The organism is Methylobacterium litchii, from assembly GCF_038442315.1.
GTDB classification, from domain to species: Bacteria; Pseudomonadota; Alphaproteobacteria; order Rhizobiales; family Beijerinckiaceae; genus Methylobacterium; species Methylobacterium litchii.
On the sequence record NZ_JBBXMY010000017.1, the window covers coordinates 12297 to 34641 of the forward strand.

At 68.5% G+C, this 22345-nt stretch carries 26 protein-coding genes; 12 read left to right on the plus strand and 14 right to left on the minus strand.

Annotation, left to right across the window (positions count from 1 at the left end):
• Nucleotides 1-5: 5 nt before the first annotated feature.
• Complete coding sequence (mutY, locus tag AAHF99_RS22415) at nt 6-1244, minus strand: A/G-specific adenine glycosylase (protein ID WP_342166646.1); 1239 nt, start codon at nt 1242-1244, stop codon at nt 6-8.
• A gap of 68 nt (nt 1245-1312) precedes the next feature.
• Between mutY and AAHF99_RS22420 the strand changes: the two genes are divergently transcribed.
• From AAHF99_RS22420 to AAHF99_RS22455, 8 genes are all read left to right on the plus strand, one after another.
• Nucleotides 1313-1819: a DUF721 domain-containing protein gene (locus AAHF99_RS22420; protein WP_243954487.1), complete on the plus strand. Its 507-nt coding sequence runs from the start codon at nt 1313-1315 to the stop codon at nt 1817-1819.
• A 94-nt stretch (nt 1820-1913) separates the two neighbouring features.
• Nucleotides 1914-2555 carry a DsbA family protein gene (locus tag AAHF99_RS22425; RefSeq protein ID WP_342166647.1) on the plus strand — a complete coding sequence of 214 codons (642 nt, stop codon included), beginning with the start codon at nt 1914-1916 and terminating at the stop codon, nt 2553-2555.
• 193 nt (nt 2556-2748) lie between these two features.
• Nucleotides 2749-3123, plus strand: coding sequence for an AtpZ/AtpI family protein (locus tag AAHF99_RS22430; protein ID WP_243954490.1), 375 nt, complete (start codon nt 2749-2751; stop codon nt 3121-3123).
• 51 nt (nt 3124-3174) lie between these two features.
• Nucleotides 3175-3930, plus strand: coding sequence for a F0F1 ATP synthase subunit A (locus AAHF99_RS22435; protein WP_342166648.1), 756 nt, complete (start codon nt 3175-3177; stop codon nt 3928-3930).
• A gap of 65 nt (nt 3931-3995) precedes the next feature.
• The gene (locus tag AAHF99_RS22440) at nt 3996-4223 is read left to right on the plus strand and encodes a F0F1 ATP synthase subunit C (protein ID WP_007566773.1); all 228 of its coding nucleotides are present in this window, start codon (nt 3996-3998) and stop codon (nt 4221-4223) included.
• 137 nt (nt 4224-4360) lie between these two features.
• Entirely contained in the window at nt 4361-4939 is a 579-nt protein-coding gene (locus AAHF99_RS22445; protein ID WP_243954494.1) for a F0F1 ATP synthase subunit B family protein, read from the plus strand.
• A 14-nt stretch (nt 4940-4953) separates the two neighbouring features.
• Entirely contained in the window at nt 4954-5439 is a 486-nt protein-coding gene (locus tag AAHF99_RS22450) for a F0F1 ATP synthase subunit B family protein (protein ID WP_243954639.1), read from the plus strand.
• Nucleotides 5440-5572: 133 nt separating this feature from the next.
• Nucleotides 5573-6850 carry an NAD(P)/FAD-dependent oxidoreductase gene (locus tag AAHF99_RS22455; protein ID WP_342166649.1) on the plus strand — a complete coding sequence of 426 codons (1278 nt, stop codon included), beginning with the start codon at nt 5573-5575 and terminating at the stop codon, nt 6848-6850.
• A gap of 4 nt (nt 6851-6854) precedes the next feature.
• Here the strand turns inward: AAHF99_RS22455 and AAHF99_RS22460 are convergent, their stop codons facing one another.
• Both AAHF99_RS22460 and AAHF99_RS22465 read right to left on the minus strand, forming a co-directional pair.
• A complete protein-coding gene (locus AAHF99_RS22460; protein ID WP_279597817.1) occupies nt 6855-7718 on the minus strand; it encodes a formate/nitrite transporter family protein in 864 nt (287 codons plus the stop codon).
• Between the two features lie 36 nt (nt 7719-7754).
• Nucleotides 7755-8495, minus strand: a complete 741-nt coding sequence (locus tag AAHF99_RS22465; protein ID WP_342166650.1) for a competence/damage-inducible protein A — start codon at nt 8493-8495, stop codon at nt 7755-7757.
• Nucleotides 8496-8574: 79 nt separating this feature from the next.
• Here AAHF99_RS22465 and sfsA point away from each other — a divergent pair, with 79 nt between their 5' ends.
• Nucleotides 8575-9285 (plus strand): DNA/RNA nuclease SfsA, encoded by a 711-nt coding sequence (gene sfsA / locus AAHF99_RS22470; protein ID WP_342166651.1) that lies wholly within the window; start codon nt 8575-8577, stop codon nt 9283-9285.
• Nucleotides 9286-9412: 127 nt separating this feature from the next.
• Here sfsA and AAHF99_RS22475 read toward each other — a convergent pair whose 3' ends face one another.
• Nucleotides 9413-10240 (minus strand): FkbM family methyltransferase, encoded by an 828-nt coding sequence (locus AAHF99_RS22475; protein WP_342166653.1) that lies wholly within the window; start codon nt 10238-10240, stop codon nt 9413-9415.
• Between the two features lie 103 nt (nt 10241-10343).
• On the opposite strand from AAHF99_RS22475, the gene AAHF99_RS22480 reads away from it, so the two are divergent.
• Nucleotides 10344-11108 (plus strand): alpha/beta fold hydrolase, encoded by a 765-nt coding sequence (locus AAHF99_RS22480; RefSeq protein WP_342166654.1) that lies wholly within the window; start codon nt 10344-10346, stop codon nt 11106-11108.
• Here the strand turns inward: AAHF99_RS22480 and AAHF99_RS22485 are convergent.
• From AAHF99_RS22485 to AAHF99_RS22530, 10 genes are all read right to left on the minus strand, one after another.
• A complete protein-coding gene (locus AAHF99_RS22485; RefSeq protein ID WP_342166655.1) occupies nt 11105-11866 on the minus strand; it encodes an ABC transporter permease in 762 nt (253 codons plus the stop codon). The genes AAHF99_RS22480 and AAHF99_RS22485 overlap by 4 nt on opposite strands.
• A gap of 8 nt (nt 11867-11874) precedes the next feature.
• Nucleotides 11875-12801 (minus strand): ABC transporter ATP-binding protein, encoded by a 927-nt coding sequence (locus AAHF99_RS22490; protein WP_342166656.1) that lies wholly within the window; start codon nt 12799-12801, stop codon nt 11875-11877.
• A gap of 87 nt (nt 12802-12888) precedes the next feature.
• Nucleotides 12889-13149, minus strand: coding sequence for a hypothetical protein (locus tag AAHF99_RS22495; protein WP_342166657.1), 261 nt, complete (start codon nt 13147-13149; stop codon nt 12889-12891).
• 615 nt (nt 13150-13764) lie between these two features.
• Entirely contained in the window at nt 13765-14064 is a 300-nt protein-coding gene (locus AAHF99_RS22500; RefSeq protein WP_342166658.1) for a hypothetical protein, read from the minus strand.
• Between the two features lie 81 nt (nt 14065-14145).
• Nucleotides 14146-14529: an SUF system Fe-S cluster assembly protein gene (locus tag AAHF99_RS22505; RefSeq protein ID WP_342166659.1), complete on the minus strand. Its 384-nt coding sequence runs from the start codon at nt 14527-14529 to the stop codon at nt 14146-14148.
• Nucleotides 14530-14580: 51 nt separating this feature from the next.
• A complete protein-coding gene (locus tag AAHF99_RS22510; protein WP_342166661.1) occupies nt 14581-15825 on the minus strand; it encodes a cysteine desulfurase in 1245 nt (414 codons plus the stop codon).
• 55 nt (nt 15826-15880) lie between these two features.
• Nucleotides 15881-17203 carry a SufB/SufD family protein gene (locus tag AAHF99_RS22515; protein ID WP_342166662.1) on the minus strand — a complete coding sequence of 441 codons (1323 nt, stop codon included), beginning with the start codon at nt 17201-17203 and terminating at the stop codon, nt 15881-15883.
• Complete coding sequence (gene sufC / locus AAHF99_RS22520) at nt 17203-17955, minus strand: Fe-S cluster assembly ATPase SufC (protein ID WP_243954523.1); 753 nt, start codon at nt 17953-17955, stop codon at nt 17203-17205. The genes AAHF99_RS22515 and sufC overlap by 1 nt, the downstream gene beginning before the upstream one ends.
• A 212-nt stretch (nt 17956-18167) precedes the next feature.
• Nucleotides 18168-19637 carry a Fe-S cluster assembly protein SufB gene (gene sufB, locus AAHF99_RS22525; protein WP_342166663.1) on the minus strand — a complete coding sequence of 490 codons (1470 nt, stop codon included), beginning with the start codon at nt 19635-19637 and terminating at the stop codon, nt 18168-18170.
• A 67-nt stretch (nt 19638-19704) separates the two neighbouring features.
• The gene (locus tag AAHF99_RS22530; RefSeq protein ID WP_342166664.1) at nt 19705-20874 is read right to left on the minus strand and encodes a cysteine desulfurase family protein; all 1170 of its coding nucleotides are present in this window, start codon (nt 20872-20874) and stop codon (nt 19705-19707) included.
• 266 nt (nt 20875-21140) lie between these two features.
• Here AAHF99_RS22530 and AAHF99_RS22535 point away from each other — a divergent pair, with 266 nt between their 5' ends.
• Nucleotides 21141-21797, plus strand: coding sequence for an alpha/beta hydrolase (locus tag AAHF99_RS22535; RefSeq protein ID WP_243954529.1), 657 nt, complete (start codon nt 21141-21143; stop codon nt 21795-21797).
• A 113-nt stretch (nt 21798-21910) separates the two neighbouring features.
• Nucleotides 21911-22297, plus strand: a complete 387-nt coding sequence (locus AAHF99_RS22540; protein WP_342166667.1) for a response regulator — start codon at nt 21911-21913, stop codon at nt 22295-22297.
• Nucleotides 22298-22345 lie beyond the last annotated feature (48 nt).

Sequence of the window (22345 nt, forward strand, 5' to 3'; positions counted from 1 at the left end):
CGTTCCTACCGCGCCTTCGGCCCGCCCTTGCGCGGCGGGGCGGCGGCGACGGGCCGGCGGGACAGTACCTTCGGCAGGGGCGCCCGGCGGGCCGGCGGCTCGGCGGGCGGCGGCGTCGCGAGGTCGGGCTCCGGTTCGGGCATCGGCGCGGGCGGCGGCGCCAGCTTCTGCTCCAATGCGTGGGCCAGCACCTTCTTCATCGCCCCCGGCAGGGGCTCCTCGCCAAGTCCGGCGGGGGCGGTAAAGCGCATCCCCTCGGGCGCCGCCATGTCGGCCGCGACCCGCGCCATGAACACCGTCAGTTCCAGCGGGAAATGCGTGAAGACGTGCCGCACGAGGCCCGGCAGGCGCTTCCAGCGGGCGTCGAGGGGCGCGTCGAGGAGCGCCTGCGCCGGATCGTAATCCGGCCGCCACTCGCTGGTCGGCGGCTCGGCCATGGCGCCGAGCAGGCCGTTCGCCGGGCGCGTCCGCAGGAGGATCGCCCCGTCCCCCGCCCGCTGCACCACGAAAGCCGCACCCCGCCGCAGGGTGCCGGCCTCCTTCTTCACCTTGCGGGGAAAGGTGTCCTGCGTGCCCTCCCTGCGGGATTGGCAGGGCCGCATCCACGGGCACAGGGCGCAGGCCGGGCGCTTCGGGGTGCAGAGCGTCGCGCCGAGATCCATCACGGCCTGCGCGAAATCCCCCGGCCGCGTCTGCGGCACCAGTGTCTCGGCGAGGGTGCGCAGGACCGGGCGCGCGGCGGGCAGGGGCTGCTCCACCGCGAAGAGCCGCGAGACGACCCGCTCGACATTGCCGTCCACCGCCGCCGCCGGCCTGTCGAAGGCGATGGAGGCGATGGCGCCGGCCGTGTAGGCGCCGATGCCGGGGAGCTTGCGCAGGCCCTCCACCGTGTCGGGGAAGGTGCCCCCGGCGGCCACCACCGCGCGGGCGCAGGCGTGGAGGTTGCGCGCGCGCGAGTAGTAACCGAGCCCCGCCCAGGCGCTCATCACCGCCTCCTCCGGTGCGGCGGCCAGGGTGGCGACATCGGGGAAGCGTTCGAGGAAGCGGGCGAAATAGGGTTTCACCGCCGTGACGGTGGTCTGCTGCAGCATGATCTCCGACAGCCAGACCCGGTAGGGATCGGGCACCTCGCCGGGCAGCGCGCGCCACGGCAGTGCCCGGCGATGGCGGTCGTACCAGACCAGCAGGTCGGCCGCCTCGGGCCGGGCGTCCTGTCTTGAGTGTGACGCCGCGGGCGCTACCATGCGCTGGCCTTAACCGGTTTTTCGCGCCGGCGGGAGCAGGTTTTCGGCCACCCCACACGACGCACCCGATGGCACGCCCCAAGCCCCTCGCCGAACTCATCGATTCCTGCATCGGCCCGGCCTTCGCGGCCCAGGGCTTCGCCTCCACCGACATCCTCGCCGCCTGGCCGGAGATCGTCGGCGAGCGGCTCGCCCGCTATTGCCGGCCCGCCAAGCTCGAATGGCCCCGGCGGCGCCGCGCGGAGGACGGAAGCGGGCCGGAGCCCGGCACGCTGATTGTGCGCGTCGAGGGCGTCTTCGCCATCGAGTTGCAGCACCTCGCCCCCGTCGTAATCCAGCGGATCAATGCCCATTACGGCTGGGCCTGCGTCGGCAAGATCGTGCTCAAGCAGGATCGCGTCGGGCAACGGGGCGCCGCCTCGGCCACGCGGGGGATCGATCCCGCGCGGCGGGGCGAGGTGGCGAAGGCGGTCTCGGCCATCGAGGATCCCGGCCTGCGCGACGCCCTCGACCGCCTCGGCATCGCCACCGTGGCCACCGCCCCCGCCCCGGGACGGCCGGTGAAGAAGACGTGAGCCGGCAGCGCCGTCGCGCCGCCTTGCCAGCCCTGCCTTCCGCAGATACCCGGTTGCACAACGACACACGCCAAACGGCGGAGGCATCACGCCAATGACCACCCGACGCGACGCATTGAAGCTCACCGGCCTCGTCACGGCCGGCCTCGCCCTCCCCGCCTTCGCGGCCCCGGCCTTCGCCGACACGGTCGACAACGCCGCGCTGCTCCAGCCCGGCCCGTTGGGCGACGTCTGGCTCGGCCCGGCCGACGCCAAGTGCACGATCATCGAATACGCCTCGATGACGTGCCCGCACTGCGCGAAGTTCCACAAGGAGACGTGGCCGGAGTTGCGCAAGCGCTACATCGACACCGGGAAGGTGCGGTTCACCCTGCGCGAATTCCCCCTCGATCCCCTCGCTACCGCCGCGTTCATGCTGGCCCGGTGCGAGGGCGACAAGATGTACTATCCGGTGACCGACCTGCTCTTCGATCAGCAGCAGGGCTGGGCCTTCACCCAGAAGCCGGTCGACAACCTGGAGCAGATGCTCAAGCAGGCGGGCTACACGAAGGACAAGTTCGAGGCTTGCCTGAAGAACGAGAAGATCTATGCCGGCATCAACGCCGTGAAGCAGCGCGGCATGGACGTGTTCAAGGTCGATTCGACGCCGACCTTCTTCATCAACGGCACGCGCTACACCGGCGAGCAGACGATCGACGCGATGGAGAAGGTGATCAAGCCGATCATCGAAGCCTGAGCACTCGGCCACACGCGGCCGTGAACACGGGTGGCGGGAAAAGCTTGCCGAAACGCCCGAAAACGTAACGCTGACAACGAGTTGCGACGATGGGCGGTCGCCTTGACACCCAAGGTAGGCGAAACTATGGTGCGCCCCGCTTGAAGGGGGCTTCCAGCAGATTCCGAGTCCGGATTTCCCGAGGGTTAGAGCCGTGAACGGCGACGACGCGAGGGACGGAAACGGGGATGCCGGCAAGCCACCGGAGGGCGACCTCTCCGCGAGGCTCAGGCGTCTCGAAGCGCAGATTGAACGGAAGCGGCCTTCGGCTGCTCCCGGCACGTCGTCGCGCCCACAGGACACTGGCCGCACCCCGCTCGCTCAGGCGATGACGCTCTCCACGGAGTTCGTCGCCGGTGTGATCGCGGGGGGCATCCTCGGCTGGATCGTCGACCACGTCTTCGGGACGAAACCCTGGGGACTGATCGTCCTTCTGCTGCTGGGATGCGTGGCAGGCTTCTACAACGTGTTGCGGGCCTCCGGGTTCGGCGGTACGCGCCCTCAACGGCGTGACGGATCCGATCGCTGAGACAGGCGCCGAAGTCGGCGCCGGAGAGAGATAAGAAGGGCGGGAGCGGGCATGGCGGTCACGATCGACCCGATTCACCAATTCGAGCTGAAGACCCTCGTGCCGCTCGGCCATATCGGCCATCAGCAGCTCGCGTTTACCCAATCCGCTCTGTACATGTTCGCCGCCGTGGGCGTGATCGCGCTCATCACCATCGTCGCGACGTCGTCGCGGTCGATCGTGCCGGGCCGCGTCCAGTCCCTGGCGGAAGTCTTCTACGAGTTCATCGACGACACGGTGTTTCAGGCGACCGGCGAAGGCGGCCGGAAGTTCATGCCGCTCGTGTTCTCGCTGTTCATGTTCGTGCTGATCCTGAACCTGTTCGGCATGATTCCCTACGCCTTCGCGGTGACGAGCCATCTCATCATCACCTTCGGCCTCGCCGCCCTGGTGATCTGCGTGGTGGTCGGCTACGGCGTCTACAAGCACGGGACGCACTTCTTCGGCCTCTTCGTGCCGTCGGGCGTGCCGAAGGTGCTCCTGGCGATCCTCGTGCCGATCGAGATCATCTCGTTCATCTCGCGTCCGATCAGCCTGTCGGTTCGTCTCTTCGCGAACATGCTGGCCGGCCACATCGCGATGAAGATCTTCGCCTTCTTCGTGGTTCAGCTTCTTCTCGCCGGGGCCTGGAGCGTGCTATCGCCCCTCCCGCTGTTCCTGACGATCGCCCTGACCGCCCTCGAATTCCTCGTGGCGGCCCTTCAGGCCTACGTCTTCGCGACGCTCACGGCGATCTACCTGAACGACGCTCTTCACCCCGGCCACTGACGACCGGCCGGCTTCCCCGCCGCGAACCTCGCGCACGTTTCTCGAGAAAGACCTCAGGAGTTACCATGGATCCCGTCGCTGCGAAGTACATCGGCGCCGGCCTCGCTTGCCTCGGCATGGCGGGCGCGGGCATCGGCCTCGGCAACCTGTTCGGTCAGTTCCTTGCCGGCGCCCTTCGCAACCCCTCGGCCGCCGACGGCCAGCGCGCCACCCTGCTCCTGGGCTTCGCCCTCACCGAGGCGCTCGGCATCTTCTCGCTGCTGATCGCGCTGCTGCTGCTGTTCGCCGTCTGAACGGCGCTCGCCGGGGTCCTCGGGCCCCGGCTTCGGCGGCGCCCCGGCGCCGCCTCTCCACGGGAGGGTGACGCCCCGCGTCGTCCTCCTCCGGCGCCCTCCGGCGCCCCCCGACGGTGTTTTCTCGGACCGGTTTGATGGCGCAGCCGAACCCTCTCACGACGCCGCCTCCGGGCGCCGACACGCAAGTCGTGCCGGGCCATGTCGAGCACACGGAAGCGCATTCCGGCGCCTTCCCGCCCTTCGAGACCTCGGGCTTCCTCGCCCAGCTCGTCTGGTTGGCTCTGGCCTTCGGCCTCCTCTACTACCTCATGGACAAGGTGGCCCTGCCCCGCATCCGGGGCATCCTCCACAACCGCGCCGAGCGGCTCCGCGCCGATCTCGATCAGGCGCAGGCGATGAAGACCCAGGCCGACGCGGCCGGAGTCGCCTACGAGACCTCCCTGCGCGAGGCTCAGAACAAGGCGCGCGACATCGCGCTGGCCACGCGCAACGAGCTGAACGCCGAGGCGGACGGCAAGCGCAAGGCCCTGGAAGCCGAGCTGAACGCCAAGCTCGTCGCCGCCGAGACCACCATCCGCAGCCGCACCGACGCGGCGATGGGCAACGTCCGTTCGATCGCCGGCGAGACCGCCTCGGCCATCGTCGAGCGGCTGACCGGCCAAGCCCCCGATCAGGCGAGCCTCAACCGGGCGCTCGACGCCACGGCCCACTGAAGAGGACCGCCATGCTGCTCGAAGCCGAATTCTGGGTCGCCGTCGCGTTCTTCATCTTCATGGCCATCGCGTGGAAGGCCGGTGCCTTCAGCACGATGACCAAGGGGCTGGACGGCCGCGCCAACCGCATCCGCCACGAACTCGACGAGGCCAAGCGCCTGCGCGAGGAAGCCGCCGCCGTGCTGGCCGACTACAAGCGCCGTCAGGTCGAGGCCGAGAAGGAAGCGCAGGCGATCATCGCCAGCGCCCGCGAGGAGGCGCAGCGCGCCGCCGACGAGGGCCAGCGCAAGCTGAACGAGTTCCTCGCCCGTCGCACCAAGGCGGCTGACACCAAGATCGCCCAGGCCGAGGCCCAGGCCGAAGCCCAGGTCCGCGCGGCGGCCGCCGAGGCGGCGGTCCGTGTCTCCGAGACGATCCTGAAGGAGCGCCTGCAGGGCGATTCCGCGCAGGGCCTCATCCGGTCGAGCCTCGGCGAGATCCGCACCCGCCTCCGCGCCTGAGACCTTCCAATTCAGCGCCGACACGAAAGCCGCCTCCGGGCGGCTTTTTTCGTTTGGCCCCTCCCCGCTCCGGTGAACGCCCATTCCCTCGGGGAGTTGGCGAGGGCATCGCAGGGGCGGAGGTCGGGACTTCATGGCGGACAGGGTCAGGATCGTCGTGGTGGGCGGCGGCGTCGCGGGGCTGGAAGTGGCCACCGGCCTCGGCCGGGAGAGCCGCGCCGCCGTGACGCTCGTGGATCGCGGCCTGTCCCATGTCTGGAAGCCGATGCTGCACACCTTCGCCGCCGGCACGGCGCGGCCCGACCGGCAGACGGTCGATTTCTTCGCGCAGGCCAAGCGAAACGGGTTCCACTTCCAGCCCGGCACCCTCACCGCCGTGGACCGGGCGGCGAAGACGATCTCCCTCGTGGTGGAGGAGGCCGAGTCCCGGCCGCCGCTCACCCTCCCCTACGATCTGCTCGTGCTGGCCATCGGCAGCCGCGCCAACGATTTCGGGACGCCGGGTGTGGAAGAGCATTGCTCGACCATCGACGACCTCCCCGAAGCCGAGGATTTCCATGCCGCCCTGCGCCGGCATCTGCTCCGCAGCTTCCGGGGCGGGGACGAGCTGTCGGTGGCCATCGTCGGGGGAGGCGCCACGGGCGTCGAGCTGGCCGCCGAACTGCAGCACGCCATCGACCTCCTGGCCCGCTACGGCTCGCCCGACCTGCCCCGCCGCCTGCGCCTGTCGCTGATCGAGAGCGGACCTCGCCTGCTGCCGGCCTTTCCGGAAAGGGTCTCGGCGGCGGCGGCGAAGACGCTCGCCGGGCTCGGCGTCGAGGTGATGACCGGGACCATGGTGACGGCGGCCGACGAGACCGGCTTCGCCCTGAAGGACGGCGGCCGTGTCGAGGCGACGCTCAAGGTCTGGGCGGCAGGGGTGAAGGCGCCCGACGTCCTGTCGCGGATCGACGGGCTGGAGCGGGCCCGCACGGGCGGCCTCGTGGTGGGGTCGGATCTGCGCACCACGCGGGATCCGGCGATCCTGGCGCTCGGCGATTGCGCCAGCCTGACCGATCCGGCCACCGCACGGCCCGTCCCCGCGACGGCCCAGGCGGCGCATCAGCAGGCGCAGCACCTCGTTCCGGCGTTGCGGCGGGCTCTCACCGAGGGTGGCGTCGCGGCGACATTGCCGCCGTTCCACTACCGGGAGCGCGGCGCCATCGTCTCGCTCGCCGATTTCAACGGCTGGGGGACGCTCGGGCGCTACACGTTCGGCGGCGGGCGCCTGAACGGGCTCTTCGCCCGGCTGGCGCACGATCTTCTCTACCGCCAGCACCAGCTCGGCCTGTTCGGCCCCGGTCTCGCCCTGGCGACCTGGGCCGCCGATGAGCTCGACCGGAGGGTGAGCCCGCCCGTGCGGCTCGACTGATCGCTCAGTCCGGCCGCTCGCCCTCGACCTCGCGGGTCTCCTCGACCTCCGGCGCGACCTGCCCGTAATTCAGCACGGCGACGAGGGTGACGCCGCCGAACAGGTTGCCGGCCAGCGTCGGCAGGAAGAACCGGAAGACGTAATCGTTCAGCGAGGCTGCCCCCGTCACGACGAGGTAGAAGGCCTCCACCGAGCCCGCCACGACGTGGGCGAGGCTGCACAGCGAGACGAGCCACGTCATCAGCATGATGATGAAGGGCGCGGCGCTGCCGGTGGCGGGCAGGAACCACACCATCAGCGCGATCATCCAGCCGGCGAAGATTGCCTTCACGAAGGTCGCCGCGAATTCGTGGGCGATGGCGTCGTGGCTGATCTCGGCGAAGGCCTTCTGCACCGAGGGCTCGAAGGCGCCCGCATGGGCGATCAGGGTCGCGATGGCCAGCGTGCCGAGGAGGTTGCCGAGGAGGACGATGGTCCACAGGCGCAGCACCCGCCACGTCGTCTTGATCGAGCGGTCGTGCAGGAGGGGCAGGACCGGGGTGATCGTGTTCTCGGTGAAGAGCTGCTGCCGGCCGAGCACCACGACGAGGAACCCGACGGAATAGCCCATCGAGGTGATGACCTTGCTCCAATCGGCCTCCGGAAGGTGCGATTTGAGCACGCCGGGCACGATCAGCGAGAGCGCGATGCTCAGGCCGGCGGCGAAGGCCGAGAGGAACAGGGCGCCTCCGTGCCGGCGCAACTCCTCGTCGCCGCCCAGGCGGATCGCCTCGTGCAGGACGTAGGCGTCCGGCCGGGCGATCTCGTCTACGGTCTTGAGAAGCTCATGGCGTCTCGTCTTCCTGTCGGACTTGTCGTCCTCGGTCATCCGCACCGCTCCGCTACGCCAACGATGGGAAGGGCCTCAGGCCGAGAGCCGGGCCACCAGTGCCTCGACCTCGGCCTGGGCTGCCGCGAGGGCGGCGTCATCGCGGCTGCGCACGACGATACGGTTGCGGAACCCCTCCGGCGTCATCATTGGATAGGATCCGATGGAAACGGCCGCATGGCGCTTGGCGATCTCGCCGAGGTCGCCCGCGTAATTGCCCTCCGGGATGCCCTTCGCCTCGATGGTGACGGAGCGCATGGCGGTGCCGCCGGTCAGGGTCGGGCCCACGGCGTCGAGCATCGCCTGCATGATCGCGGGTACGCCGGCCATCACCATTACGTTGCCGATGCGGAAGCCCGGCGCCTTCGAGATCGGGTTGGCAATGAGGTCCGCGCCGAAGGGGATGCGGGCCATGCGCAGGCGGGCCTCGTTCAGGTCCTCCGGCTTGTGCCGTTGCAGCAGCATCGCGCGGGCGCGCTCGTCCACGTCGATGCCGACGCCGAAGGCCTTGGCGACGCAATCGGCGGTGATGTCGTCATGGGTCGGGCCGATGCCGCCGGTGGTGAACAGGTAGGTGTAGCGCTCGCGCAGGGCGTTCACCGCCTCGACGATCCGATCCTCCTCGTCGGGGACGATGCGGACCTCGCGCAGGTCGATCCCGGCGGCGGTGAGGTAATCGGCGATGGTGCCGATGTTCTTGTCCTTGGTGCGCCCCGAGAGGATTTCGTCGCCGATGACGAGGATCGCGGCTGTGACCGTGGCGGGGGTGGCGTTCATCGGACCTGTCGTGATTCTGTATGATCGTGCAGATAGCGCGCTGCGATCCCGACGCCACAGTCCAGACCGAGCGATCCCCATGCTTTGGCCCTCGCCCCTCACGGAGGGGCGGCTCCTGCGACGCTACAAGCGCTTCCTGGCCGATATCGAGACCCCGGCGGGCATCGAGACCGTCCATTGCCCGAACCCCGGCGCGATGATGGGGCTCGACGCGGCGGGCAGCCGGGTGCTCCTGTCGCGCTCGTCCAACCCGACGCGCAAGCTGCCGCTGACCTGGGAGGCGGTGGAGGCCGACCTGCCGGGCGGGCCGCAATGGGTCGGCATCAACACGATGCGCCCGAACGCCCTGGTGGCGGAGGCCTTTCGCGGCGGTCTCCTCGCCCCGCTCGCGGGCTACGAAACCCTGCGGCCGGAGGTGCGCTACGCCAAGGCGAGCCGGGTCGATTTCCTGGCGGGCGGCCCGGCGGGGCCGTGCCATGTCGAGGTGAAGAACTGCCACCTCATGCGGCGGGCCGGGCTCGCCGAGTTCCCCGATTGCAAGGCCGCCCGCAGCGCCCGGCACATGCGCGACCTCGTGGAGGTGGTCGAGGCCGGCGGGCGGGCTTTGGTGGTGATCGTGGTGCAGATGCGGGCCGAGGCCTTCGACGTCGCCCGCGACATCGATCCGGCCTTCGACCGCGCGTTTCGCGAGGCACGGGCGGCGGGCGTCGAGACGCGGGCCTATCGCTGCGCTATCGGGCCGGAGGGCGTGGCGATCGTGGCGGAGATCCCCATCGTCACGCCGGCCTGAATCCCGCTCTCTTCGTCATTGCGAGCAGAGCGAAGCAATCCAGGGCGGCGGGACACCGCAGAACGAGGCGTTTCCCTGGATTGCTTCGCTGCGCTCGCAATGACGCCGGGCACGCGCCTGAGGGACCTCAGCCCCGTTCGAACATCAGGTTCAGCCGCGAGGGCGGCAATTCGCGGTAGCCGTGCTCCTTGAGGAGCTTCGGCAGGTCGATCTGCCATTGGCCGGTGCCGTTCTCGATGAGGAGGAGGCGCGGCAGCAGGCTCTCGGGCGCCTCGCGCAGGAAGGGTTCGAGGATCAGGTCCTCGGCGCCCTCCACGTCGAGCTTGATCGCATCGACCCGGGTCAGGCCCTCGCTGTGAAGCAGGTCGAGGAGCGTCACCGCCGGCACGGTGACTTGCGCGCCCTCGTTGGTGCCGACGATCCGCAGGCTCGATTCGCCCCGGTTGCGGGGGTCGATGAACAGGGTCAGCTCGCCGGTCTTGTCGGCGACGGCGCAGGCTACAGCCTTCACCGTGTGGAACGGGTTCTGCGCGATGTTGTAGCTCAGCCGCGCGAACACGTCCTTCTGCGGCTCCACCGCCACGATCCGCGCCTGCGGCCCGGCGAAGGCGGCGACGTAGAGGGCGTAGGCTCCGATATTCGCGCCGATGTCGAGGAACACGCAATCCCGTGGCAGCCGCGCCTTCAGCAGGGCACGCTCCTGCGGATCGAAGAATTGCGGCGTGAAGAGCACCTTCTTCTCGCAATTGTTGTTGTACGGGTGCAGCCGCATCTTCGCGCCGTAGCGCGTCACGTCGAGGGGCTTGCCCCCGAGCAGCGAGATGCCGAGACGGCGGAGCAGCAGGGCGAGGCGTCGCCCGTACCAGTTCTCCGCGCCGATGCTGCTGGTGCGCCGGGTGATCGCGGCGACGAGGCCGGTCGGCGCGTAGGTCCCGTAGGGTCGTGAATCGCTCATGGCGCGGCGGTGATGCCAGCCGGGGCGCTCTGTCGCAAGCGCGCGTTGTCGTGGCGCGGCGCTGCCGGTAAGCCGGACCCGTTGTGGCGGAATGGGTTCGGGGATGGACAGTTTCGATTCCGATGGCGTGCGGATCGCCTATATCGACGTGCCGCCAGCCTCAGGCAGCGACGACGCGATCCTGCTGATCCACGGCTTCGCGTCGAACCACGCGGTGAACTGGGTCAACACCCAATGGGTGCGGGCCCTCGCCCAGGCCGGCTACCGCACCGTCGCCCTCGACAATCGCGGCCACGGCGAGAGCGAGAAGCTGTACGATCCCGAGGCGTATTCCTCCGAGGCGATGGCGTCCGACGCCGTGCGGCTCCTCGACCATCTCGGCATCGATCGCGCTCACATCATGGGCTACTCGATGGGCGCGCGGATCACCGCCCACATCGCCCTGGACCATACGTCGCGCGTGCGCACGGCGCTGATCGGCGGCCTCGGGATGCATCTCGTGGAGGGGCGCGGCCTGCCCTCCGGCATCGCGGAGGCGCTGGAGGCGCCCGCCGGCACGCCCGCCCCGAACCCCACGGCGGCGGCGTTCCGCACCTTCGCCGAGCAGACCCGCAGCGACCTGCGGGCGCTCGCGGCCTGCATGCGCGGCTCGCGCCAGACCCTCAGCCGGAGCGAACTCGCGCAGATCGAGGTGCCGGTGCTGGTCTCGGTCGGCACGCTGGACACGGTGGCGGGCTCGGGTCCGGGGCTCGCGGCCCTGATGCCCGATGCGCGCGCCCTGGATCTGGAGGGCAAGGATCACTCCACCGCCGTGGGCGCCAAAGCCCACCGCGACGGCGTGCTCGCGTTCCTCGCGGCCCAGCCCTAGCTCTTCAGCCGGTAGCCCGTGCGGAAGATGTAGGTCACGAGGCCGAGGCAGATCACGAGGAAGAGCCCGGTCATGGCGAGGCTCACCGCGATGCTGACGTCGGCGGTGCCGAAGAACGCCCAGCGGAAGGCGCTGATCAGATAGACGACCGGGTTCGCGAGGCTCACCGCGTGCCAGAAAGGCGGCAGCATGCTCACCGAGTAGAAGCTGCCGCCGAGGAAGGTCAGCGGCGTCACCACGAGGAGCGGCACCAGTTGCAGCTTCTCGAACCCATCCGCCCAAAGGCCGATGACGAAGCCGAACAGGCTGAACGTCGTGGCCGTGAGCAGCAGGAAGCCGATCATCCAGAACGGATGGTCGATCCGGAGCGGTACGAAGAGCGACGCGGTCGCCAGGATGATCAGCCCGATCAGGATCGACTTCGAGGCCGCCGCCCCGACATAGCCGAGCACCACCTCCACCGGGGAGATCGGCGCCGAGAGGATCTCGTAGATCGTGCCGGCGAAGCGCGGGAAGTAGATGCCGAACGAGGCGTTGGCGATGCTCTGCGTCAGCAGCGAGAGCATGATCAGCCCCGGCACGATGAACAGCCCGTAGGGCACGCCGTCCACGGCCGTGACCCGCGAGCCGATGGCCGCGCCGAACACCACGAAATAGAGGGTGGTCGAGATGACCGGCGCCAGGATGCTCTGCCCGGCGGTGCGCCAGAAGCGGCTCATCTCGAAGCGGTAGATCGCCAGGACCGCTGGCCAGTTCATGCCGCCCATCACGCCGCCTCCCCGCGCACCAATCCAACGAAGATGTCCTCCAGGGAGGATTGCTCCGTGCGCAGGTCGCTGAACCGGATCTCCGCCTCGGACAGAGCGGTGAGCAGTCCGGTGATGCCGGTCCGTTCGGCCTTGGTGTCGTAGGTGTAGATCAGTTCGCGCCCCTCCCCCGTCAGGGCCAGGCCGAAATGCGCGAGGCTGTCCGGCACCGCGTCGAGGGGCGTCTGCAATTGCAGGATCAGGCGCTTGCGCCCGAGCTGGTGCATCAGCGCCGCCTTTTCCTCCACGAGGATGATCTGCCCGCCCCGGATCACGCCGATCCGGTCGGCCATCTCCTCGGCCTCCTCGATGTAGTGGGTGGTGAGGATGACCGTGACGCCCTCGTCGCGCAGGTCGCGCACGAGGCGCCACATGTCCTGGCGCAGTTCCACGTCGACGCCGGCCGTCGGCTCGTCGAGGAACAGCACGCGCGGCTGGTGCGAGAGCGCCTTGGCGATCAGCACGCGCCGCTTCATGCCGCCCGACAGGGTCATGAGCCGGTTGGTGCGCTTGTCCCACAGGGAGAGCGCCTTCAGCACCCGCTCGATATGGGCCGGGTCCGGCTTCATGCCGAACAGCCCGCGCGAGAAGCTGACCGTGTTCCACACGGTCTCGAAGGCGTCGGTGGTGAGTTCCTGCGGCACGAGGCCGATCGAACGCCGGGCCGCCCGGTAATCGCGGGCGATGTCGTGGCCATCGACGGTCACGGTGCCGGTGCTCGGCGTGACGATGCCGCAGACGATGTTGATGAGGGTCGATTTACCGGCGCCGTTCGGCCCGAGCAGGGCGAAGATTTCACCACGCTCGATGGCGAGGTTCACGCCCTTCAGGGCGCTGAACCCGGACGCATAGGTCTTCGACAGGTCCGAAATGGAGATGATGGGCATCGCGCGGGGGCTGCAACGGGGTGGCGGGCTATAGCACGCCCACGTTCGGCCTCAGCCTGTCCCGCGTGCGCGGGCACACCGGGCGGCTCAGGCCCCTCCGCGCTTCGCGAAGGATTCGAGCATCCGCAGGCAAAAGTCACGCATCTTCGGATCGCGGATGCGGGTGAAGGCGGCGATCATGGCGGCGCATTCGCTGCTCGACGGCTCCTGGCCGGGCTCGGCCGAGGGAGCGCGGGTGAAGGTGCTGACCGGGATGTCCAGAGCGGTCGCGATCTGGCGCAGGAGCCGGGCCCGATCGGTCGTGGACTTCGTGTCCTGTGTCGGAAGGAAGCCGCCCGCGTCAGTCATGGTGTCGTCCGCCCACTTGACCGGTTCGTCCGAAACCCTCGCGACTCCGGGCCGAAGGCCCATGGCGCAGCGCCACGACAGCATTCAATAAGACGCCGATATTTGCAACCTGCCAGCAGGGGGCAAGTCCTGAAACTATTCGCAGATATTGGTTGTCCGGTCTCATGGGATGGAAACTTACATATATTGATCGGCTTTCGTGCGGATCAGCAAAAGTCGCGTCTCCCCGGTGCCAGAGGCTCTTTTAGCCACGCTTGGTGGGGATGTCGCGCGTCTGCGTAGTCGCACGCAAAGCTAACGCGTCAGCCAACAGTTTGGCCGCAATCCAGTTGTCCTCAAGGTGCGCAAGGGCACCGCAAGCTGGATGGTTAACAGAGAAGTCGCCCGAACCAGTAAGGTTTACCGTTCATCAAGGTTTACGATTGGAAACCGTCAATGAATGGCTAACGGAGCGTGAAAGGACTCGCGAACAAACCCTTAATGCGGGCATCGTCAGGCCATCGACGAACCGGAGAGACCGATGAGCGCCCGCCTCGAAGACCTGAAGTTCCTCTTCACCCTCAGCGCGGTCGTGCTCTGCGGCAGCGGCCTCGACATCATCCTGCGTTGAACGGATCAGGCCGCCTGACGCTCGACCCGGCGGAGGGAATCGAGGGCCCGTTCGAGGGCCGCGCGGGCCTCGCGCCCGTCCTGCGCCAGGGTGCGCGGGGCGCAGTCCACGAAGATCTGCCGGGGGATGCGGCCCGAGGCGGCGTTGCGGTTCGCCGAGGCGGCCACGGCGTTGCCGGTGAGGAGCAGCCCGCGCAGTTCCGCCGCCCGTGCACGGCTCTCCGCCCGCAGGCGGACGAGGCCGATCACGAGACCGACGAGCCCCGCCGCGACGAGGGTCAGCGCGAGAACGTATCCGAAAGCCATCTCACCGATCCGCGCGCCGACACCAGCCAAGCCGGGACTGTCCTCGGTCATGGTTAGCGGAAGCTTAACGGCAGGAGCGGCTTACCACATGTCGAGGGCGACGCGGGCCTCGTCCGACATGCGGCTCTGGTCCCACGGCGGATCGAACACCATCGTCACGGTGCAGGATTGGACGCCCGGCACGGCCGACACGGCGTTCTCCACCCAGCCCGGCATCTCGCCCGCCACGGGGCAGCCCGGCGCGGTGAGCGTCATGTCGATGGCGACCTTGCGGTCGTCGTCGATGTCCACCCGGTAGATCAGGCCGAGTTCGTAGATGTCGGCCGGGATCTCCGGATCGTAGACGGACTTGAGGGCGACGACGATCGCGTCGGTCAGCCGGTCCATCTCTTCCGGCCGGATCGCCGAGGCGCCTTCGACGGCGGGCGTGTTGCTGCCGCCCGTGATGGTGGCGTCGGTGCTCATCGATCTCAACCCTTCCCTCGCCGCGTTCAAGGCGCGGCCGGTCTCACACAATCAGGCGAACAGCATTTCGGCCTTCGCCAGCGCCTCGGCAAGCGCATCGATCTCATCGGTCGTGTTGTAAAGCCCGAACGAGGCGCGGCAGGTCGAGGTGGCGCCGAACCGCGTCAGCAGCGGCATGGCGCAATGCGTTCCCGCCCGCACGGCGACGCCCTGCCGGTCGATCACGGTGGCGATGTCGTGGGCGTGCGCCCCCTTCATCTCGAAGCTGATGACGCCGCCCTTGCCCTTCGCCGTGCCGATGATCCGCAGCGAATTCATCGCGCCGAGGCGCTGGTGGGCGTACTCGGTCAGCATCGTCTCGTGCGCGGCGATGTTCTCGCGCCCGAGGGTCATCATGAATTCCAGCGCCGCGCCGAGGCCGACCGCCTCGATGATCGCCGGCGTGCCCGCCTCGAAGCGATGGGGCGGATCGTTGTAGGTGACCGCATCCTGGCTCACCGCGCGGATCATCTCGCCGCCGCCCTGGTAGGGGGGCAGACGCTCCAGCCATTCCTTCTTGCCGTAGAGCACGCCGATGCCGGTCGGCCCGTAGACCTTGTGGCCGGTGAAGACGAAGAAGTCGCAATCGAGCGCCCGCACGTCCACCGGCTGGTGGACGGCGCTCTGCGCGCCGTCGAGGAGCACCGGCACGCCGTGGGCGTGGGCGATCCGCACGATCTCCTTGGCCGGCGTCACCGTGCCGAGCACGTTCGACATGTGGGTGATCGCCACCATCTTGGTGCGCGGCGTGAACAACTTCTCGTATTCTTCGACGAGAAAGTTGCCCTCGTCGTCCACCGGCGCCCACTTGATCACCGCCCCGCGCCGCTCGCGCAGGAAGTGCCACGGCACGATGTTGGAATGGTGCTCCATGATCGAGAGGATGATCTCGTCCCCCTCCCCGATCAGCCCGGCCCAGCCCATGGACGAGGCGACGAGGTTGTACGCCTCGGTGGCGTTGCGGGTGAAGATGATCTCGTCGATGGAGGCCGCGTTGAGGAATTGCCGCGTGGTCTCGCGGGCGCCCTCGAACCCTTCGGTCGCGGCGTTGGCCATGTAATGAAGGCCGCGATGCACGTTGGCGTAGCCGGTCTGCATGCAGTTCACCATCGCGTCGATGACGGCGCGGGGCTTCTGCGCGGAGGCGGCGTTGTCGAGATAGACGAGCGGTTTGCCGTAGACCGTCTCCGCCAGGATCGGGAACTCCTTGCGGATCTCCGAGACGTCGTAGGTCGAGGTGAGGACGGGTGCGTTCATCGCTTCTCGCTCGCTGGTGTCCCTCCCCCTTCGGAAGGGGGAGGGTCGTCGCGGATCAACCGCGCGCGTGGAGCCACGCCTCGATCTCGCCGATCAGCGCCTCGCGGGCGCCCTCGTGCGTGACCGTCTCGATCGCCTCGCCGAGGAAGGCCTGGACGAGCAGGCTCTGGGCGAGGGGGCGCGGCAGGCCGCGGGCCATCAGGTAGAACAGGAGATCTTCGTCCGGCGCGCCGCAGGTGGCCCCGTGGCCGCAGGCGACGTCGTCGGCGAAGATTTCCAGCTCCGGCTTGTTCATCATCTGCCCCTCGTCGGTGAGGAGGAGGCAGTCGGACTTCATCTTGCCGTCGGTCTGCTGGGCCGCCTGGCGGACGATGATCTTGCCCTGGAACACCCCGGTGGCATTGCCGTCGATCACCGTCTTGAACTGCTCGCGGCCGACGCCGCCCACCGCCGCATGGTCGGCGAGCAGGGTCGAATCGGCGAGCTGACCGTCGCGCAGCATGGCCGCGCCGTTGACGACGACCTTGGTGTTCTCGCCCGCGATGTTCAGGAAGATCTGGTGGCGCGACAGCACGGCGCCCGTGACCACCGCCACGGTCTCCAGTTCCGCCTCGTCGTCCAGCTTCACGCTGATCGTCGAGAGGGCGACGGCGGCCGAGCCTTCCGTGTTCATGCGGCTGTGCCGGAAGACCGAACCCTTGCCGATATGCACGTCGAGGGCATCGTTCGGCTGGTAGGTCAGGCCGTCCGGCCCTTCGTGGCTCTCCAAGACCGAGAGTTCGGCGCCGTCGGCCAGATCGACCAGGACACGGGTCGCGGTGGAGAATGGCTCCGAACCGGTGTTCACGAAGCGCAGGTGCAGCGGCAGGTCGGGCTTGGCGCCCGCCGTGACGCCGATCAGCACGCCGTCCGCGAGGAAGGCGGTGTTGAGCTGATAGATCGCGTTCTCGCGGGCCTGCTCGACCGGGGCGAGGCGCTTCAGGCGCGAATCGCCCTTGCCCATGGCGTCGTTGATCGGCGTCACGCTCACGCCCTCCGGCAGGCCGGAGAGGTCGGACAGGGCGCGGATCAGGTGGCCGTTGACGAAGGTCAGCCGGGCCGCCTCGATCGTGGCGAAACCCTTCGCGGCGGCGACCGCATTGCGGGCGGCCTCCGCCGAGGGGGCCTCGGCGGGCGGGGCGGCGTCGGTGATCGCGGCGCGCAGGTCGGTGTACTTGAACGCCTCGACCCGGCGGCTCGGCAGGCCGGTGGCCTCGAAGAACTTGAACGCCTCCTCGCGGCCGATGGCCTCCTCGGCGGCGAAGCTCTTGCGCCCGGACTCGAACAGCGCCGACAGGCCGGTTTCGGCGCCCGTGCGGAGGTTCTTGACCTCGGCCATTACGCGGCCTCCCCGGTGCGGTACTCGGCGTAGCCGGAGGCTTCGAGTTCCAGCGCCAGCTCCTTGCCGCCCGACTTCACGATCTGCCCCTTGGACATGACGTGCACGACGTCGGGGACGATGTGGTTCAGGAGCCGCTGGTAGTGGGTGATGACGAGGAAGGAGCGGCCTTCCGCGCGCAGGGCATTCACGCCCTCGGAGACGATGCGCAGGGCATCGATGTCGAGGCCGGAATCGGTCTCGTCCAGCACGCAGAACTTCGGCTGAAGCAGCGCCATCTGGAGGATTTCCATGCGCTTCTTCTCACCGCCGGAGAAGCCGACGTTGAGGGCGCGCTTGAGCATTTCCTTATTGATCTCAAGCTTGTCGGCGGCGCCGTTCACGGCGCGGATGAAGTCCGGCGTGGAGAGCTCGGCCTCGCCGCGCGCCTTGCGCTGGGCGTTCAGGCACGCCTTCAGGAAGGTCATGGTGCCGACGCCGGGGATCTCCAGCGGGTACTGGAAGGCCAGGAACACGCCGGCGGCGGCGCGCTCGTCGGGGGCCATCTCCAGCACGTTCTGGCCGTCGAGCAGGATCTCGCCTTCGAGGACTTCATAGTCCTCCTTGCCGGCGATGACGTAGGAGAGCGTCGACTTGCCGGAGCCGTTCGGCCCCATGATCGCGGCGACTTCGCCATCCTTCACGGTGAGGTTGAGGCCGTTGAGGATGCGGTTGTCCTCGATCTGCACGACGAGGTTCTTGATTTCGAGCATGTCGTAGTCGTCCCAATTCGATTCCGAGCGTCCCTCCCCCCTCTGCGGGGGAGGGTGGCCCCTGCGTCAGCAGGGGTCGGGAGAGGGGAGCGCCCTCTCCGAATAGATCGCGACGGGCGCCTCATTCCGAGCCGTCGCGCTGCCCCTCTCCCGACCCCCTCACGGGGCCACCCTCCCCCGCAGAGGGGGGAGGGAGGAGCGTGGTGAGCGGCTTAGCCCACCGAGCCTTCGAGGCTGATCGAGATCAGCTTCTGGGCCTCGACGGCGAACTCCATCGGTAGCTGCTGCAGCACGTCCCGGACGAAGCCGTTGACGATGAGCGCGGTCGCCTCCTCCTCGGAGAGGCCGCGCTGCTGGCAGTAGAACTTCTGGTCCTCGGAGATCTTCGAGGTCGTCGCCTCGTGCTCGAACACGGCGGAGGCGTTCTTCGACTCGATGTAGGGCACGGTGTGCGCCCCGCACTGGTCGCCGATCAGCAGCGAGTCGCAGTTCGTGAAGTTCCGCGCGCCCTTGGCCTTCTTGTGGGCCGAGACGAGGCCCCGGTAGGTGTTCTGCGAACGCCCGGCCGAGATGCCCTTCGAGATGATCCGGCTCGTCGTGTTCTTGCCGAGATGGATCATCTTGGTGCCGGAATCGACCTGCTGCATGCCGTTCGACACTGCGATCGAGTAGAACTCGCCCCGGCTGTCGTCGCCGCGTAGAATGCAGGACGGGTACTTCCACGTGATCGCCGAGCCGGTCTCGACCTGCGTCCACGAGATCTTCGAGCGGTCGCCCCGGCAATCGCCGCGCTTCGTCACGAAGTTGTAGATGCCGCCCTTGCCGTCGTTGTCGCCCGGGTACCAGTTCTGGACGGTCGAGTACTTGATCTCGGCGTCCTCCAGGGCGACGAGCTCGACCACGGCCGCGTGGAGCTGGTTGTCGTCGCGCTTCGGGGCGGTGCAGCCCTCGAGATACGAGACGTAGGAGCCCTTGTCGGCGATGATCAGCGTGCGCTCGAACTGGCCGGTATCGCGCTCGTTGATGCGGAAATAGGTCGACAGCTCCATCGGGCAGCGGACGCCCGGCGGGATGTAGACGAACGACCCGTCCGAGAAGACCGCCGTGTTCAGCGTGGCGAAGAAGTTGTCCGTCGCCGGCACGACCGAGCAAAGATACTTCTTCACGAGCTCAGGATGCTCGCGCACCGCCTCGGAGATCGGCATGAAGATCACGCCGGCCTTCTCCAGCTCCTTCTTGAAGGTCGTGGCGACCGACACGGAGTCGAACACCGCGTCCACGGCCACGCGACGCTCGGGAGCGATGCCTTCCAGCACCTCGACCTCACGCAGCGGAATGCCGAGCTTCTCGTAGGTCTTGAGGATCTCGGGGTCGATCTCATCGAGCGACATCGCCGCCGGGCGCTTGGGCGCAGCGTAGTAATAGATGTCGTTGTAATCGACCTTGTCGTACGAGACGCGGGCCCACTCGGGCTCCTTCATCGTGAGCCAGCGGCGGTAGGCGTCGAGGCGCCATTCCAGCAGCCACTCCGGCTCGTTCTTCTTGGCCGAGATGAAGCGCACGACGTCTTCGGAGATGCCCTTCTCGGACTTCTCCATCTCGATGGTGGTCTCGAACCCGTACTTGTACTGGTCGAGGTCGATCGAGCGGACCCGGTCGATGGTTTCCTGCACGGCAGGCATCAGCGTCTCCTGGCATGCCCGGCGTCAAGGGCCGGGAAGCGTGTGGATGTGGCTCGGGACGCGGCCCTCAGGCCGCCCGCCCTTGCCTCTCATATAGGGATGTCACGACCCGTTCGAAGGCGTGGAGGAAGCGGGTCACGTCCTCCTCCACGGTATTCCAGCCCAGACTCACCCGGAGCGCCCCGCCTGCGAGGGCCGGGGGCACGCCCATCGCCGCCAGCGTCGCGGAGCGCGCGACCTTGCCCGACGAGCAGGCCGAGCCCGACGAGACGGCCACCCCCGCGAGGTCGAGGGCGATCAGCGCCGCCGGGGCATCGAGCCCCGGAACGGCGAAGCTCAGCGTGTTCGGCAGGCGCGGCGCGCCCTCCCCGAACACAACAGCGTCCGGTGCGCGGGCACGGACACCCGCCTCGGCCCGATCCCGCAGAGCGGCGATCCGTTCAGCCTCGGCGGAAAGCGATTCGGCCGCGATCCGCGCCGCCTCTCCCATGCCAACGAGCGAAGGCAGGCTTTCGGTACCGCAGCGCAGGCGCTTTTCCTGGCCGCCCCCCCGGACGAAGGCCCCCTCGAGGGTCACGTCGTCGGCCATCACCAGCGCGCCGACCCCCTTCGGGGCAGCGAACTTGTGGCCGGAGAGGGTCAGGGCGTCGAGACCGAGGGCGGAGAAATCCAACGGGATCTTGCCCACGGCCTGCACCGCGTCACTGTGGACGAGGGCGCGGCCATGGGCGCGGGCCCGGGCGACGATCTCAGCGAGCGGCTGGATCACGCCGGTCTCGTTGTTCGCGGCATGGACCGAGATCAGCACGCACTCCCCCGCGAGGGCCGTCAGCCGCGCGTCGAGGGCGGCAAGGTCGATCACCCCCGCCGCATCCACCGGCAGAAGCTCCACCGCCTCGTCCGGGAAGCGGTGGCCGGCGGCGACGCAGGGGTGCTCGCTCGCGCTGTAGAGAAGGCGGGTCGGCGCCGGCCAGCCCCGGCGGCGCAGGGCCCCCGAGAGGATTGCGTTCGCGGCTTCCGTCCCGCCGCTGGTGAACACGACCTGCCCCGGCTTCGCGCCGACGAGACCCGCCACCTGCGCCCGCGCGCCTTCGAGCGCCGCCCGTGCCGCCCGGCCCTCGGCATGGATCGAGGAGGGGTTGCCCGGCAGGGTCAGGGCGCGCGCCACCGCCGCCGCCACGTCCGGACGAACCGGGGCGGTCGCATTGTGGTCGAGATAGGCGCGGGTCTTGTCCATCGCCGTAATGCTTCGTCTCCAATCGCGCGAAGTGCTTGCACGCAGGGTGGCTCGCCGTGTTAAGGCGCGCCAAGAGAAATACCGGTCCCTCCGGCCGAGTTCGTCCCGGCACACCACCCTGCGGTGGACTTACGCCGTACTTTAGAACGCTTCTAACGACCTAGAATTGTTCTAAGAGTGCTTTTATGACGTGGGTCCATCGAGTCAAGGTGGTCCGCTGCGGTGCGGGAACGGGCGGCCGAGGGCGACGGAGCGAGAGGACGAACATGCCAGAGGTCATCTTCACCGGTCCCGCCGGGCGCCTGGAGGGCCGTTATCAGGCCCCCAAGAAGCGCGGCGCTCCCATCGCCATCGTGCTGCACCCGCACCCGCAGTTCGGCGGCACGATGAACAATCAAATCGTGTACAATCTTTTCTACACGTTCGCCAATCGCGGCTTCGCAGCCCTGCGCTTCAATTTTCGCGGGGTCGGCCGCAGCCAGGGCGCCTTCGATCACGGCTCGGGCGAATTGTCCGACGCGGCGGCGGCGCTCGATTGGGTGCAGGCGGTGAACCCGGAGGCGAAGGCCTGCTGGATCGCGGGCGTGTCCTTCGGCTCGTGGATCGGCATGCAGCTACTGATGCGCCGCCCGGAGATCGAGGGCTTCATCTCCATCGCGGCCATGGCCAACCGCTACGATTTCACCTTCCTGGCGCCCTGCCCCTCCTCCGGCCTGTTCGTCCACGGCTCCGAGGACCGAGTCGCGCCGGCCCGCGAGGTGATGCCGGTGATCGAGAAGGTGAAGACGCAGAAGGGCGTCATCATCGAGCACCAGATCGTGGACGGGGCGAACCACTTCTTCGACGGCAAGGTCGATGAGCTGACGCAGACGGTCGACACCTATCTCGACAAGCGTCTGGGCAAGCGGGAAGAGGCCGCCTGAGGCAATATGCGGGTGGATGCCGGTAGTCGGCTTACTGCCCCTCACCTTGACGCGGCGGGGCGCTCCGAATAGGGCGCCCCTTCCAACCCTGTCGCGGAACGTATCCACGCCTGATGACGGATCACTCCTCCGAGCAACCGGTCGTCCTGCTGGTCGAAGACGACGGCCTCCTCCTGATGGAGGCGTCCGACACCCTTGCGGATGCCGGCTTCACGGTTCTGGAGGCGTCGCACGCGGACAAGGCCCTCGCCGTCCTGGAGAACCGGAACGACGTCGAGGTACTGATGACCGACGTGGATATGCCGCAGGGCTCCATGGACGGTTTCGCCCTCGCCCGCCTCGTGGCGCATCGCTGGCCCGGTATCCCGGTGCTGGTCGTGTCCGGGATGGGTACGCCCGGCCCCCACGACATGCCCGACGGGGCGCGCTTCATCCCGAAGCCCTACGAGCCGACAACCCTGGTCCGAACCCTGCGCGCCTTCATCCGCCGCGCGGCCTGAGTCATAAGGGACGGACCTTTCGGCCGTGGCCGATCCGCGCGGTGACGA

Excerpts from the sequence above, each read along its gene's own strand:
- mutY (WP_342166646.1), bottom strand. The coding sequence starts at position 1,244 with ATGGTAGCGCCCGCGGCGTCACACTCAAGACAGGACGCCCGGCCCGAG.
- AAHF99_RS22420 (WP_243954487.1), top strand. The coding sequence starts at position 1,313 with ATGGCACGCCCCAAGCCCCTCGCCGAACTCATCGATTCCTGCATCGGC.
- AAHF99_RS22425 (WP_342166647.1), top strand. The coding sequence starts at position 1,914 with ATGACCACCCGACGCGACGCATTGAAGCTCACCGGCCTCGTCACGGCC.
- AAHF99_RS22435 (WP_342166648.1), top strand. The coding sequence starts at position 3,175 with ATGGCGGTCACGATCGACCCGATTCACCAATTCGAGCTGAAGACCCTC.
- AAHF99_RS22440 (WP_007566773.1), top strand. The coding sequence starts at position 3,996 with ATGGATCCCGTCGCTGCGAAGTACATCGGCGCCGGCCTCGCTTGCCTC.
- AAHF99_RS22445 (WP_243954494.1), top strand. The coding sequence starts at position 4,361 with ATGGCGCAGCCGAACCCTCTCACGACGCCGCCTCCGGGCGCCGACACG.
- AAHF99_RS22455 (WP_342166649.1), top strand. The coding sequence starts at position 5,573 with ATGGCGGACAGGGTCAGGATCGTCGTGGTGGGCGGCGGCGTCGCGGGG.
- AAHF99_RS22460 (WP_279597817.1), bottom strand. The coding sequence starts at position 7,718 with ATGACCGAGGACGACAAGTCCGACAGGAAGACGAGACGCCATGAGCTT.
- AAHF99_RS22465 (WP_342166650.1), bottom strand. The coding sequence starts at position 8,495 with ATGAACGCCACCCCCGCCACGGTCACAGCCGCGATCCTCGTCATCGGC.
- sfsA (WP_342166651.1), top strand. The coding sequence starts at position 8,575 with ATGCTTTGGCCCTCGCCCCTCACGGAGGGGCGGCTCCTGCGACGCTAC.
- AAHF99_RS22475 (WP_342166653.1), bottom strand. The coding sequence starts at position 10,240 with ATGAGCGATTCACGACCCTACGGGACCTACGCGCCGACCGGCCTCGTC.
- AAHF99_RS22480 (WP_342166654.1), top strand. The coding sequence starts at position 10,344 with ATGGACAGTTTCGATTCCGATGGCGTGCGGATCGCCTATATCGACGTG.
- AAHF99_RS22485 (WP_342166655.1), bottom strand. The coding sequence starts at position 11,866 with ATGAACTGGCCAGCGGTCCTGGCGATCTACCGCTTCGAGATGAGCCGC.
- AAHF99_RS22490 (WP_342166656.1), bottom strand. The coding sequence starts at position 12,801 with ATGCCCATCATCTCCATTTCGGACCTGTCGAAGACCTATGCGTCCGGG.
- AAHF99_RS22495 (WP_342166657.1), bottom strand. The coding sequence starts at position 13,149 with ATGACTGACGCGGGCGGCTTCCTTCCGACACAGGACACGAAGTCCACG.
- AAHF99_RS22500 (WP_342166658.1), bottom strand. The coding sequence starts at position 14,064 with ATGGCTTTCGGATACGTTCTCGCGCTGACCCTCGTCGCGGCGGGGCTC.
- AAHF99_RS22505 (WP_342166659.1), bottom strand. The coding sequence starts at position 14,529 with ATGAGCACCGACGCCACCATCACGGGCGGCAGCAACACGCCCGCCGTC.
- AAHF99_RS22510 (WP_342166661.1), bottom strand. The coding sequence starts at position 15,825 with ATGAACGCACCCGTCCTCACCTCGACCTACGACGTCTCGGAGATCCGC.
- AAHF99_RS22515 (WP_342166662.1), bottom strand. The coding sequence starts at position 17,203 with ATGGCCGAGGTCAAGAACCTCCGCACGGGCGCCGAAACCGGCCTGTCG.
- sufC (WP_243954523.1), bottom strand. The coding sequence starts at position 17,955 with ATGCTCGAAATCAAGAACCTCGTCGTGCAGATCGAGGACAACCGCATC.
- sufB (WP_342166663.1), bottom strand. The coding sequence starts at position 19,637 with ATGCCTGCCGTGCAGGAAACCATCGACCGGGTCCGCTCGATCGACCTC.
- AAHF99_RS22530 (WP_342166664.1), bottom strand. The coding sequence starts at position 20,874 with ATGGACAAGACCCGCGCCTATCTCGACCACAATGCGACCGCCCCGGTT.
- AAHF99_RS22535 (WP_243954529.1), top strand. The coding sequence starts at position 21,141 with ATGCCAGAGGTCATCTTCACCGGTCCCGCCGGGCGCCTGGAGGGCCGT.
- AAHF99_RS22540 (WP_342166667.1), top strand. The coding sequence starts at position 21,911 with ATGACGGATCACTCCTCCGAGCAACCGGTCGTCCTGCTGGTCGAAGAC.